Source organism: Abiotrophia sp. HMSC24B09, assembly GCF_001815865.1.
Lineage (GTDB): Bacteria > Bacillota > Bacilli > Lactobacillales > Aerococcaceae > Abiotrophia.
In genome coordinates, this window is sequence record NZ_KV822213.1 from 72,888 (window position 1) to 86,078 (window position 13,191).

Genomic DNA, 13,191 nt, shown 5'->3' on the forward strand with positions numbered 1-13,191 from the left:
TGATTTAGATTGATTGGCTCTATCTTGTCATGAAAGGGAAATGCGGTTAAAATAAGAAAGAAAGAGTTTGCAAATGCAGGGTGTATCCCGGCTAAAAGGAGATATTTATGCCAGCAACACAAAAGTCCATTATTCCTCATGGACCAGTTCCAAGTCCCGCCCAATGGGCCTATCATCAAGATGAATTAGCAGCCTTTATTCACTTCGGTCCCAATACTTTCAATGACCGGGAGTGGGGGACCGGGACAGAGTCACCAGAAGACTTTAATCCTAGTGATTTTGATGCTGACCAATGGGTTCGCGTGCTCAAGGAAACAGGCTTCAAACGTCTTATTCTGGTGCTCAAGCATCACGATGGTTTTGTTCTCTATCCTTCTGCCTATACGGACCACAGTGTCAAAGCTAGTCCCTGGCGACTAGGACAGGGGGATGTCTTGGCTGAGGTATCGGCTGCAGCCAATCGCTATGATTTGCCCCTTGGCTTCTATCTATCGCCTTGGGATGCCCACCATCCTGATTATCATGTTGACCGCCAGGAGGCCTATAACGACTATTACTTTAAGCAATTGCAAGAGCTGTTTGAGAATCCAGCTTACGGCTATAAAGGGCGCTTTGTTGAAGTCTGGTTAGATGGCGCGCGTGGCGAAGGGGCCCAGGCCGTGACTTATGATTTCAAGCGTTGGTTCGACTATATTGAATTACAAGGTTATCCTGTCGCAATCTTTTCAACAGAACCGACTGCTCTGCGCTGGGTAGGTAATGAACGAGGCTATGGTGGTGACCCACTCTGGCAGAAGGTCAAGGCTGACCGTCTACGGCAAGGGGATGTTGATTACCTCAATCATGGGGATTCTGAAGGTGATCTCTACTCCTTGGCTGAGGTCGATGTTTCCATCCGCCCAGGCTGGTTCTATCATGATAATCAGCAGCCAAAGTCAGTGGCTGAACTGATGGATATTTACCTTCATTCAGTTGGCAAAGGGAGCCCACTGCTACTTAATATTCCACCTGATCAGCGAGGTCAGTTTGCAGAGGCAGATATTAAGGTTCTACGAGATTTCCAGATTGCGCGGCAGGCCCTTTATGAGACTAATTACTTAGCAGGTGGCCAAGTCCTAGATAGCAATGGACAGTCGCAGAATCAATTACTAGATCAATCGGGTCTTTGGCAGGCTTCTGTTTGCCATGATAACGTGCTAGAGTTGGTCCTACCTCAGCTTGCTAGCTTGGACCTAGTCCAAATTCAAGAAGCCATTCAGTATGGTCAACGGGTGTCGGCCTTTCACATCGACTACTTAGATCAAACAGGCCAGTGGCAACCATTTGCACAAGGTCAGACCCTAGGCTATCGTCGACTGGTTAAAGGGCCGCTAGTTCAGACTCAGCGTCTACGACTGGTACTTGATCAGGCGCAAGCCGCACCAATCCTGAGTGGTCTGGCAGTCTACCGTTGGCCAGATCAAGCCAAGACTCAGCGAGCATCGAGTGAAGTGGCTTTTGAGCAAGCTTGCTATGAGGGAGTTAAGGGTCAACCTTTGACCGTGACCTTGCTTCGACAGGGGGATTTGAGTCAGGTACTTAAGGTTAAACTCGCCACTGAACCTGGGACTGGTGTACATGGACGCGTTTATGAGGACGCCCAATACCAGGTAAGCTTTGAATCAGGGCAGGAAGTGGCTCAAATCCAAGTGCCTAGTCTCTATTATGCTCAAAATCAATCACATGATTTCTACCTAAAAATCCTGCCGGAGGGGCCTAAAACCAGACTGCTAGTCCTGTAACAAGGGATTAGGGTTTAATTCTAGTTCAAAATTCTTTATAATAAGAGTAGACATTAGCAAAGTAGGTGAAACATCGAATGAATATTGGCTTTTTTACGGATACCTATTTTCCGCAAGTGAGTGGGGTATCGACTTCAGTCAAACTCCTAAGGGATGAGTTGGTTCGCCAAGGACATGAAGTCATTATCTTCACTACAACTGATCCCAATGCGAGGCCAGAACCAGGCGTTGTGCGTCTGCCTAGCGTGCCTTTTGTAAGTTTTGAGGATCGGCGGGTGGCCTATTCAGGTTTCGAGCGCTGCCTTAAGATTGCCCGTAATTATCAATTGGACTTGGTCCATACCCATACGGAATTCAGCCTGGGTTTAGCGGGCCGTTATGTGGCAAGCCGACTCAAAATTCCGACTATTCATACCTACCATACCATGTATGAAAACTATACTCACTACATTCTCAACGGCAAGTTGATCCGCCCTGGCACAGTTAAGGTCTTATCCAAGGTTTTCTGTGACCAAGGGAATGGGGTGATTGCCCCTAGCCTTATGACCAAGGACACCCTGACGTCTTATGGCATTAAGGCGCCTATCCGGGTCATTCCGACGGGGGTTGAGATTCCAGATTACAATCCGGAAGGCCGTGATAGCTTGCGCCAGAAGCTAGGTTTGAGTCAAGATGATATCGTACTTCTATCTCTCTCTCGTTTGTCCAAGGAAAAAAATATCGCGGCAGTCTTGGAAGTCTACCCAAGAGTCCTAGATAAGTTGCCGCAAGCAAAATTAGTCATTGTTGGTGAGGGACCAGAACGCCCGGTCTTGGAGCAACAGGCAAAGGATTTAGGTATTAAGCCTATCTTTGTTGGTGAGGTAGAACACAGCCAAGTCTCTGCTTATTACCAAATGGCGGACCTCTATATCAATGCCAGCATGTCAGAGTCACAAGGTTTGACCTATTTGGAGGCTTTTGCCAACCGTCTACCGATTATAGCCAAGCGCAATGATTACTTGGCTGGAATTATGACTAACGAGAATTTTGGCGCCTTGTTCGAAGATTTTGAAGATTTTGATCGAGCCATCTTAGATTATTTGGCTAAGATGGAGGCCGGTTTCCGGCCAAATATTGACCGCCAATTGCTTTATCCGCTGTCGCTCGAGCATTTTGAACAGCAAGTAGCAGACTTCTATGAGGAAGTGATTAAGCAAAACAAACGTCGTAAGCGGAGTAGTGGCCTAAACAAAGTTGTGGCCGGCGTTAAGTATCGCTACAAGCAGCTGATGGGAGGTTAAGCAGATGGCAAGCGTTGGATTTATTGGTCTAGGTGTTATGGGGGCTGCGATGGCGCGTCACTTGATGGGCGCGGGTTATCAGCTAGCCTTATATACACGGACAAAAGCTAAGGCGGAGCCCTTGTTGCAGGCGGGTGCCCGATGGGCGGATACGCCCAAAGAGCTAGCCCAGGCTTGTGACCTAGTTTTTACGATTGTAGGCTATCCTCAGGATGTTGAGAGCACCTATTTTGGTCCAGAGGGCCTCTTTGCCGGTGCCCATCCGGGTAGTTGTTTCGTAGATATGACGACCTCTACCCCTCAACTAGCGGTTAAAATTGCTGAGAAAGCCCAAGAACTGGGTATTGAAGCCTTAGATGCGCCAGTATCAGGTGGCGATTTGGGAGCTAGAGAGGCACGCTTGACCATTATGGTAGGCGGAGCCAAGGCGAGCTATGAGCGTGTTTTACCTTACTTGGAAGTGATGGGGAAGACCATTAAGCGCCAAGGTGGTCCCGGTGCTGGTCAACACACTAAGATGGCCAATCAGATTATGATTGCTGGGACCATGACGGGGCTGACTGAGATGTTGGTCTATGCTAAGGCGGCGGGCTTAAGCCTTGATTCTGTCTTAGAGACTGTTGGGGCAGGCAGTGCATCCAACTGGTCCATGGCCAACTACGCTCCGCGTATTTTGCGACAAGACTATTCACCAGGCTTCTTCGCTAAGCATTTCAAAAAAGACTTAGGAATAGCCTTAGCAGAAGCAGAAGCTATGGGCTTGGATTTACCAGCTACCAGTCTGGCTTGGCAACTCTATGATAAACTCTGTGCAGCAGGTCATGAAGAGGATGGGACTCAGGCACTCATCAAATTATGGTGGCAATCTGAGTGAGAAACTTGCGTCTAGCTTGAAAGTAAGATATGATAACATTGTAGTTTGAGGAATGTTGTCCAGACTTTGCCTCATGGCGAGAAATCGTAGCGCAATGGGCAGCAGAGTTAAGAATGGAGTGAAACTATGAAAAGTTCAGTATTAAATGGGATTATCCAACGTTTAGAAGCTATGACCCATACCGAAAGTGACGTAGAAGTACGCCGCTTCGAGATTGAAGGCGTGGAAAAATGCCAAGTGGCTTATGTAAAAGAAAGCGACACCTTTGAACTGACTGACCACCAATCTGGGTCTGTCTTCCAATACGATGACATCGACCTAGTAGCAATCGAAATTTTCGAGATGTTAGGTTAATAAATGAGACAAAGAGGTTAGGACCATGGCTCCTAGCCTCTTTTAATTTGCTGCTAGCCTCAAGCAGAAGCTTAAGGTTTGATTAAGGCCGACGAAATCAAGGACGAGCGGGTTTTCTTATGCTATAATGGAAGTGATAGACTTTAAAGGAGTAATGTGTGAATGAAACGCTACATAACGCCAAGTTGGACCATTAACTCGGTCTATGATATCCAGCCCCAAGACCTGCTCAAGCGGGGCTATGAGGCGGCTATTATTGACCTAGATAATACCGTCATTGCTTGGAATAACATGAACTATACAGAAGAAATGGCAGACTGGATTAGCCGCATGACGCAAGCCGGTGTTAAGATTTATATCTTATCCAACAATAAGGCGGAGCGAGTTGCTAAAGTCGCTGAGCCACTAGGCATTCCCTACAAGGCCGGCGCACTCAAACCTCGCCGTAAGAATTTTCAGCTGGCTTTGGATGCCTTGGGTACTAGTCAGGCTAATACTATTATGATTGGCGACCAAATCATGACCGATATTATTGGGGCTAACCGAGCTAAAATGGCTAGCATCTTGGTCAAGCCAATCGCTCGCAACGACAACTTCTATACTTGGGCCAACCGGGCTATTGAACGACTTGCGCTTAAGTTAGTTGGCATTAAACGCAAAGGGGACTGGGGGGGTCAACTTGACTGAGGAACACTACCAATGTATTGGCTGTGGGGCGACCATTCAGAGTCAGGATTCTGAACAGGCTGGTTATTTACCAGCGTCTGCCTTAGCTAAGGGCTTAGAAAAAGGGCAATTTTACTGCCAACGTTGCTTTAAGTTGCGCCACTACAATGAATTACAAGACCTGCAAATTCCTGACCAAGTCTTCCTAGACAAGCTCAGCGAAATTGCCCATGATGATGCCTTGATTATCAATGTCTTAGATATCTTCGATGTCGAAGGCAGTCTAATCCATGGCCTGGCTCGTTTTATTGGCAACCAACCTTTCGTGGTTTTCGGGAATAAATTCGACTTACTCCCTAAGGTGACTCGTCAGAATCGCGTTAAGCATTGGCTCAAAGGCATTTTGGCTGACAATGGGCTCTTTCCACAAGATATTATCCTTGGGAGCGCCCATAAGGGCCATACCCTAACCGAACTGCTGGAATTGATTGAAGCCAATATCCATGACCGTAATATTTATATCGTGGGTGTTACCAATGTGGGTAAGTCTACGCTGATTAATCAGCTTCTAGCCCATTATGGTGGAGAGGGGCAGATTATAACGACCTCCAATTATCCAGGTACGACTTTGGATATGATTCATATTCCCTTGACGCCTGATCACGCTATTATTGATACGCCAGGTATTATCCACCGAACCCAACTAGCCCATTATCTGTCTCGGGAGGCCATGCGTAAGCTTTTGCCAAGCAAGCCTTTCAAACCTATGACTTTCCAGCTTAATGCGGGTCAGACAATTTTCTTAGCGGGTGTTGGACGAGTTGATTTTGAAAAAGGGGAACGAGCCTCCTTTACCTATTATGTCTCTAAGGACTGCTACCTACACCGTACCAAGTTGGACAAGGCAGATGCCTTCTATGCCCAACACAAAGGTGGCTTACTAAGCCCACCTAGCGAAGAAGAAGCTGCTGATTTCCCTGACCTAGTGGCTAAGGAATTAAGCCTCAGTCAAGACCAAGATGTGGCCATCTCAGGTCTAGGGTGGTTCAGTGTGAATCGGCCTGTCCGTGTGACGGTTTGGGTACCCAAAGGGGTAGCAGTGACCGTTCGAGACGCTATTATTTAAGAAAGACAAGAGGAACAAGCAAGTGACATCACTTAACAAGAAACAAGTTAACCATCTTAAAAAGATTGCTCATCACGAAAAACCAATTTTTCAGATGGGCAAAGAAGGTCTAGGCCAAACTTTCCTTGATCAGGTGGATCAGGCCTTGACAAAGCGGGAACTAATTAAGTTTAAGGTACTGCAGAATAGCGAAGAAGAAATTCGGGAAGTAACGGCAGAGATTGCCTATGCCCTTGATGCCTATGTGGTTCAGGTTATTGGCCACACAGGCGTGCTCTACCGACCTTCTCATATTGCCAAATATCAGAAATTATCTGCTAATCTTAAGAAAATCAAGTAAGACCATGCCCATGCTTGGGCTGACTTAAGCCAATCATTCAAAGAGGTGATCGCATGATGACACAAACGGAAACCCTAGGCAAGACCTTGACTAGCCTGGCTCAAGAAGTGCAGGTTCAGGGGCCTAAACGCATTGGCATACTGGGTGGAGCCTTTAACCCACCACATTTGGGCCATTTGCTACTAGCTGAGCAGGTGGGGAAGGAATTGGAATTAGACGAAGTCTGGTTTATGCCGGTAGCCAAGCGTCACTACGAGCAAGAGGGGACAGATGTGCCCGTCATTCATCGGCTCAAGATGGTACAACTGGCCATTCAGGATAATCCCTTCTTCAAAATTCAGCCTTATGAACTTTTGCACGGGGATAAGTTATTTACAGTCGATAGCATGCGTTATTTCCGTCGCCTCTTCCCAGACGCTCAGTTCTATTACCTGATGGGAGCAGATCGAGCCCAGAAATTACATAAATGGCATCAGATTGAGCAATTGGCTGAGCTAGTCCAATTTGTGGCGCAAAAGCCAGTCGGGACGCCTATGCCCGAGACCGAGTGGCCGGTTGATTGGGTAGAAGCCCCAACCTTGCCAGTCAGTTCAACCGATATTCGTTTGCGGGTCTTCTGTGATCAAAGCATTCGCTATCAGGTGCCTGAGGCGGTGGCTGCTTACATTGATGCGCAAGGGCTCTACAAAACGGCCTTTGGTCGAGCATAGGGGGAGGCAGACATGACTTATTGGAATACCAATCGTCAGGCCTTCTTGGATGATTTGGCTCAACGTATCAAGCCCAAACGTTATCAGCACGTTCTGAGGGTGGAGCAGACGGCTATTGAATTGGCTGAACGCTATGGAGCGGATGTCGAAGCGGTCAGCATTGCAGCTTTAGCTCATGACTATGCCAAAGACTTGGACGTGGAGCAGGCGCGTGTTCTGGCTCAGACTTTTTGGCCGCAAGTGGATTTAAGTCAAGAGGGCAGCAACATTCTACATGGTCCTGCCGCAGCTCAAATACTTATGGACTGCTATGGTGTGACTGACCGTCGCATCCTAGAAGCGGTGGCTGGCCACACTGTGGGCTGGTATCAATTTGATTTAATCGGCAAGATTCTTTATCTAGCTGACTACATGGAACCAGGCCGCGATTTTCCAGGAGTTGAAGTAGCTCGGGAACTTGCTGCAACTGATTTGAACGTGGCATGCTGGTACAAAATGAAACGCACATTAACTTATTTAATTGAAAAGGAAAAAACTCTCTTTGATGGAGCGGTAGAAATCTACAACCGCTGGTGCCAAGAGGGAATTTAGGAGGAACCTATGACAAAAACAGCTTTAGAAATTTTAGAATTAGCCGTCCGGGCAGCCGATGACCGTTTAGCCCAAGACATTGTGGCCTTAGATGTGCGCAATGTAACCCCTATCGCTGACTACTTTGTAGTCACACATGCCCGTAACGATAAACAATTGGATGCCATTGTAGACTCCGTCGTAGAGGCAGCCCACAAGGAAGGCCTTGAAGTCAAGAACGTCGAAGGTAAAGACGGTGGTAAGTGGGTTCTGATTGACTTAGTAGAAGTTATTATCCATGTCTTCCATTACACTGAACGCGACCACTACAATTTAGAAAAATTATGGCGTGACGCGCCATTAGTGGATGTCAGCGCCTGGGTTAGTGCTCAATGAGCGCCGGTAACTTCAGTCAAATAGCGCATGTCTATGACCACTTCAATGATTTAGAAATCTATGAGCGCTGGTTAGACTTTACTTTGACCAGTCGGGATCAAGCGCCAGGCAAGGTTTTAGATGCTGCCTGTGGGACGGGCTGGTTCACTCAGCTTTTGGCCCCTTTCTGTGGCCAAATCTTAGGCTTTGACTACGACCCGGCCATGATTAAGGTAGCCCAGGAAGAGCCAGGCAACAGTGAGAATTCTGCCTATCTGGTAGCAGATCTTTTGGACTTGAGTGCCTTAGACCAAGATTATGATCTCATCACATGTTATGCGGACTCTCTTTGTTTTTTGGCCGGTCCTGACCAAGTGGCTAGAGCCTTGAAAGAGCTATATGAGCGATTGGCTCCAGGGGGGCAACTTTTGTTTGACGTTTGGTCGCCGCAACAAATTGAGAATTTTGATGGTTTTTCTTACTTTGATAGTGACGACCGCTATGCCTTGTTGTGGGATAGTGAGTCGGACATGGATCAATTAAGTGTCCAACACTATCTGACGGTTTTTGAACAAGTCGGGAGCCATTATCAAAGGACAGACGTCAACTTAGAAGAAAGAACCTATCCCTTAGCTTGGTACCAGTCAGCGCTGAGAGAAGCTGGCTTTAGCCAGGTAGAAGTACTAGTGGACTTCGGCCAGGCCTATTATCAGGAAGGGCAGACGGCTGACCGTTGGTTCTTCCGCGCTAGTAAGTAAAGAGTCAGGAAAGGAGGCTAGACCATGGCCCTGATAGGAATTTTGGCGGAGTATAACCCCCTACATCGGGGGCATGCCTACCAACTGGACTGGGTCAAGCAACACTTTCCCCAAGACCAGATTCTGGTTTTAATGAGTGGCAATGTGGTCCAACGCGGCGAGTTTGCCATCATAGACAAATGGCATCGGGCTCAAGCTGCAGTAGCCGCAGGGGCTGATTTAGTGATCGAATTACCGACCCTGGCAAGTTTGCAGTCAGCGGATTACTTTGGTCGACATGGGATGGCTATCTTAGCCAAGTTAGGTGTGGAGCGGATTGTCTTTGGAACAGAAAGTGCCCAGATTGCTCAGCTTAAGGACTTCTTAGCTTGGGAAGCTCAGCATCAGGCTCATATCGACAAGGGTATTCAAGATGCGCTCAAGACTGGGTTAGCCTACCCAGCAGCCTATCAAGTGGCTATTCAGTCTCTGGCTGATTGGTCGGATCTAGCGCCTTGGCAGGCCAATCACCAGCTAGGGCTTCAATATCTTAAGACACTCGCTCAACTAGCGCCTGATTGTCAGGTGCTGAGCCTGCCTCGCTTGCAGGAAACTGAGGGTGGCCAGCCTATTCTGAGTGGGTCTGCTATTCGCCAAGCCTTTCGCCAGGGCCAGGAAATAACGGCAGATTTAGCAGCTGGCCTCCAGGGCCAACTTAGTCCTGAACTGGATGCACCTTGGTCAGCCTACTGGCCTTACCTGCGCTATCAGCTACTGACCCAACCGCCGGCTTCTCTAGAACAAATAGCCGGTGTCAAAGAAGGTTTAGCCAATCGCCTTAAGTCTCAAGCTGAGATTAAGGAGAAATGGGAGGACTGGCGTCAAGCCATGATTTCCAAGCGTTGGACTCAAGCTGCCATTCAGCGAGTGGCCATGGCCATTCTCTTGCAAATTCCTCAGACGGCAGTGACTGCCTTTAACCAGGAAACGACACCCCAAGCCTTCAGATTGCTAGATGCCTCTCAAGCGGGGCGACCTTGGCTAGGGGCCTGGCGTAAGCGAGAGGATTTAAGTGTCTTTAGCCAATATAAACCTGCTTATGAGAAGGATTATGGCTGGAATTTAGCTGCGGACGCCATCTACCAGTTACGCCCGGGAGGACAGATTCAGTCACAAGTCCAACCTAAACAAGTTCTCAGCTTTCTTTGACAAAAAAATTAGAAAGCTAGGCTGAAAAGGGGCCAGAAACGATTGACAGGACCCTAAAATTTAAGTATAATACAAGAGTCGTTTTAGAGGTGATATTAGATGAAATGGACCTTACGTAAAATTCGCGACCACAAGGAAGAGCTACTCCACTTCGATGTCGAATTGGATGTGGCGGCCAAGGTGCAAGCGATGGAACCGTCAATTCTCCATTTAACTCCCGTTCAAGTAACAGGTTATTTCGTTGCTCATGGACAGGAAATATTCTTGCATTGTACCGCAAGTACAGTGATGACATTGCCATCAACTCGCAGCTTAGAACCTGTGCCGGTTCATTTACAAGTTCCGATTGACGAACGCTATGTGATGCCGGAATATGATGCGAATGCCGATGAGTACGAGGAGACGACAATTGTGCTCGAACACGATTATATCGACCTCGAGTTAGCAGTCATCGATGCCTTACTATTGAATCTCCCAATGCGTGTCGTTGGTGAAGAGGAAGAGACGGCTGCATTACCAAGTGGCAAGGATTGGGCTGTGTTGACGGAGACGGATTATCTAGCAAGTCTAGAACGTCAGTCATCGGAAGCAGGGGACCCACGCTTTGCTAATCTAAGAGCTCTATTAAACGAAGCCAATGCGGATGAGTAATCTTATTCATTCCACAAATTTTTCAGGAGGTGTAAACCATGGCAGTACCAAAGAGAAGAACTTCAAAAGCACGTAAAAACAGACGTCGTACCCATTTCAAATTAGTTGTTCCAGGAATGAACCCTTGTCCTGAGTGTGGTGAATTACGTTTAAGTCACCGTGTATGCTCAAACTGTGGTTACTACGACGGCAAACAAGTCGTAGCCAAGGAAGCTTAATTATAGTAATGTTGAGGAAGTCATCCAATCGGATGGCTTTTTTCTTTTGCCCTTGTCGCTTGCCTAGCAGAGCTGATGTAGGAGCATCCTGCTTGACCTTTATTGACCAAAAGGGTATACTGAGACAGTAGTAATCGGCTCAGAGCCGAATCCGAAGGAGGAAAGGGAATGAACTTAATTCCTACAGTCATTGAACAATCGTCACGTGGCGAACGCGCCTACGATATTTATTCACGACTCTTAAAAGACCGTATTGTCATGTTATCCGGTCCTATTGATGATGCGGTGGCTAACAGTGTAATTGCCCAACTCTTATTCTTGGATGCCCAAGATCCTGACAAGGACATTTATCTCTATATTAATTCACCAGGTGGGAGTGTCTCTGCCGGTTTAGCTATCTTCGATACTATGAACTTCATCAATGCCGATGTACAAACTATCGTAATCGGGATGGCGGCTTCTATGGGGGCTTTCCTTCTAGCGGCAGGGGAAAAGGGCAAACGCTATGCCTTACCTAACGCAGAAGTGATGATTCACCAACCTTTGGGTGGAGCCCAAGGTCAAGCGACCGAAATTGAAATTGCCGCAAAGCATATTTTGAAGACTCGCGATACGCTTAACAAGATTTTGGCCGAACGTACTGGTCAAACCCTTAAGGTTATTGCCCGCGATACAGATCGCGACAACTACATGTCAGCTGAAGAGGCGGTTAAATATGGCCTGGTTGATGCCATCATGACCAATTCTAAGAATCTCAAAAAATAATTTCAAGCAGCGCTTGCCCATTAGGGCAGGCGCTATTTTGTATCTAGGTAGCTGCGTATAGGTTAGGGAAAAGCTAGAGAATTTTTTCGTATTTTCTTGACTTTAGGACTTGAAATTTGCTGAAAACAGGTGTAAGATAATGAAGTAAGCTATTTAAGCTTTACGGGGGTATAGCTCAGTTGGTAGAGCAAATGACTCTTAATCATTGGGTCTAGGGTTCGAGTCCCTATACCCCCATTTTACTCGCCTTTTGCTAGGCGAGTTTTTTTCTTTTTTCAGGCTGAGTTTAGTCTCAGTTTTTTACATTGTAATTCCCTACCATAACTGCTATAATCAAACTCAGTGAGGGGTCCCCTCATGGCAAAAAAACTACCCAAAAGGAGTCAATAATTGTCGAAAAAATAACCCCTATGGGGGCAACAGGAGCAATGTAATGAATAAAACGCAATACAGCGTGGTTCTCAAAGGCGTTACTAAGTCTTATGATGACCAGCAAGTCTTAAAGTCGATTGATATGGAGCTTGAAAAAGGCAAGTTCTATACCTTATTAGGTCCCTCTGGCTGCGGTAAGACAACTATCTTACGAATTATCGCAGGCTTTTCTTCGGCCACTAGTGGTCAGGTTTATTTGGATGGTGAGCCGGTCACAGACGTGCCTGCCAATCAACGGAAGGTCAATACAGTCTTTCAAGACTATGCCCTCTTCCCTCATATGAATGTTTACGACAATATTGCCTTCGGTCTATCTGTTAAAAAGGTAGATAAGGCAACAATTAAGGAAAAGGTAACGGAAGCCCTCAAGATGGTCCGACTCTCAGGTTATGAGAATCGTGCAATCTCTGAAATGTCTGGGGGTCAGCGCCAACGTGTGGCTATCGCCCGTGCCTTGGTAAATGAGCCAGAAGTGCTCTTGCTAGATGAGCCTCTATCAGCTCTGGACTTGAAGTTACGTACCGATATGCAGTACGAATTGCGTGAACTGCAACGTCGACTAGGCATTACCTTCGTCTTCGTCACTCATGACCAGGAAGAAGCGCTTGCCATGTCCGACTGGATTTTTGTCATGAATAACGGGGAAATTATCCAATCAGGGACCCCAGTAGACATTTACGATGAACCAATTAACCACTATGTTGCCGACTTTATCGGTGAATCTAACATTGTGGATGCCCGCATGATTGAAGATTACCGCGTAGAATTTGTTGGTAAGGTCTTTGACTGTGAGGATGCTGGTATTCCAGCTGGTGAAATGGTTGAGATTGTTATCCGTCCCGAAGATATCGACGTAACCACGCCTGAAAAGGGCAAGCTGATTGCGACCGTCGATACCATGCTTTTCCGTGGCGTCTTCAACGAAGTCATCGCCTATGACGAAGATGGCAACGAGTGGATGATTCATACCACTAAGAAGGTGACCGCTGGGGCCAAAGTAGGTCTCTTCTTTGAACCAGATGCCATCCACGTAATGCGCTTCAATGAGTCGGAAGAAGATTTCGATGCCCGCCTAGAACAGTACGAAGACTAGGAGGGGG

At 47.1% G+C, this 13,191-nt stretch carries 16 protein-coding genes and 1 tRNA gene; all 17 read left to right on the top strand.

Annotated elements, in window-relative coordinates; all coding sequences use genetic code 11:
• The first annotated feature begins 107 nt into the window (after positions 1-107).
• Entirely contained in the window at positions 108-1,781 is a 1,674-nt protein-coding gene (locus tag HMPREF3093_RS08460; RefSeq protein WP_070756544.1) for an alpha-L-fucosidase, read from the top strand.
• A gap of 77 nt (positions 1,782-1,858) precedes the next feature.
• Entirely contained in the window at positions 1,859-3,064 is a 1,206-nt protein-coding gene (locus HMPREF3093_RS08465; protein ID WP_070756545.1) for a glycosyltransferase family 4 protein, read from the top strand.
• A gap of 4 nt (positions 3,065-3,068) precedes the next feature.
• Complete coding sequence (locus HMPREF3093_RS08470; protein ID WP_070756546.1) at positions 3,069-3,938, top strand: NAD(P)-dependent oxidoreductase; 870 nt, start codon at positions 3,069-3,071, stop codon at positions 3,936-3,938.
• A gap of 126 nt (positions 3,939-4,064) precedes the next feature.
• A complete protein-coding gene (locus HMPREF3093_RS08475) occupies positions 4,065-4,292 on the top strand; it encodes a YkuJ family protein (RefSeq protein WP_023391144.1) in 228 nt (75 codons plus the stop codon).
• 162 nt (positions 4,293-4,454) lie between these two features.
• Positions 4,455-4,979 carry a YqeG family HAD IIIA-type phosphatase gene (locus HMPREF3093_RS08480; RefSeq protein ID WP_070756547.1) on the top strand — a complete coding sequence of 175 codons (525 nt, stop codon included), beginning with the start codon at positions 4,455-4,457 and terminating at the stop codon, positions 4,977-4,979.
• The gene (gene yqeH / locus HMPREF3093_RS08485) at positions 4,972-6,084 is read left to right on the top strand and encodes a ribosome biogenesis GTPase YqeH (protein WP_070756548.1); all 1,113 of its coding nucleotides are present in this window, start codon (positions 4,972-4,974) and stop codon (positions 6,082-6,084) included. Before HMPREF3093_RS08480 ends, yqeH begins: the two co-directional genes overlap by 8 nt.
• Before the next feature lie 22 nt (positions 6,085-6,106).
• The gene (gene yhbY, locus HMPREF3093_RS08490; protein WP_070756549.1) at positions 6,107-6,424 is read left to right on the top strand and encodes a ribosome assembly RNA-binding protein YhbY; all 318 of its coding nucleotides are present in this window, start codon (positions 6,107-6,109) and stop codon (positions 6,422-6,424) included.
• Positions 6,425-6,477: 53 nt separating this feature from the next.
• Entirely contained in the window at positions 6,478-7,134 is a 657-nt protein-coding gene (gene nadD / locus HMPREF3093_RS08495) for a nicotinate-nucleotide adenylyltransferase (protein WP_070756550.1), read from the top strand.
• Between the two features lie 12 nt (positions 7,135-7,146).
• Positions 7,147-7,725, top strand: a complete 579-nt coding sequence (gene yqeK / locus HMPREF3093_RS08500; RefSeq protein ID WP_070756551.1) for a bis(5'-nucleosyl)-tetraphosphatase (symmetrical) YqeK — start codon at positions 7,147-7,149, stop codon at positions 7,723-7,725.
• A 9-nt stretch (positions 7,726-7,734) separates the two neighbouring features.
• Complete coding sequence (rsfS, locus tag HMPREF3093_RS08505; protein ID WP_070756552.1) at positions 7,735-8,100, top strand: ribosome silencing factor; 366 nt, start codon at positions 7,735-7,737, stop codon at positions 8,098-8,100.
• On the top strand, positions 8,097-8,837 hold the full coding sequence (locus tag HMPREF3093_RS08510; RefSeq protein ID WP_070756553.1) for a class I SAM-dependent DNA methyltransferase: 741 nt from the start codon (positions 8,097-8,099) through the stop codon (positions 8,835-8,837). The genes rsfS and HMPREF3093_RS08510 overlap by 4 nt, the downstream gene beginning before the upstream one ends.
• Positions 8,838-8,861: 24 nt before the next feature.
• Positions 8,862-10,025 carry a nucleotidyltransferase family protein gene (locus tag HMPREF3093_RS08515; protein ID WP_070756554.1) on the top strand — a complete coding sequence of 388 codons (1,164 nt, stop codon included), beginning with the start codon at positions 8,862-8,864 and terminating at the stop codon, positions 10,023-10,025.
• 99 nt (positions 10,026-10,124) lie between these two features.
• A complete protein-coding gene (locus HMPREF3093_RS08520; protein ID WP_070756555.1) occupies positions 10,125-10,676 on the top strand; it encodes a YceD family protein in 552 nt (183 codons plus the stop codon).
• Positions 10,677-10,714: 38 nt separating this feature from the next.
• Positions 10,715-10,894: a 50S ribosomal protein L32 gene (rpmF, locus tag HMPREF3093_RS09630; RefSeq protein ID WP_083316332.1), complete on the top strand. Its 180-nt coding sequence runs from the start codon at positions 10,715-10,717 to the stop codon at positions 10,892-10,894.
• A gap of 168 nt (positions 10,895-11,062) precedes the next feature.
• Complete coding sequence (gene clpP, locus HMPREF3093_RS08525; protein WP_023391133.1) at positions 11,063-11,659, top strand: ATP-dependent Clp endopeptidase proteolytic subunit ClpP; 597 nt, start codon at positions 11,063-11,065, stop codon at positions 11,657-11,659.
• Positions 11,660-11,823: 164 nt separating this feature from the next.
• Positions 11,824-11,896, top strand: a tRNA-Lys gene (locus tag HMPREF3093_RS08530).
• Positions 11,897-12,092: 196 nt separating this feature from the next.
• Positions 12,093-13,184: an ABC transporter ATP-binding protein gene (locus HMPREF3093_RS08535; protein ID WP_070756556.1), complete on the top strand. Its 1,092-nt coding sequence runs from the start codon at positions 12,093-12,095 to the stop codon at positions 13,182-13,184.
• Positions 13,185-13,191: the final 7 nt, after the last annotated feature.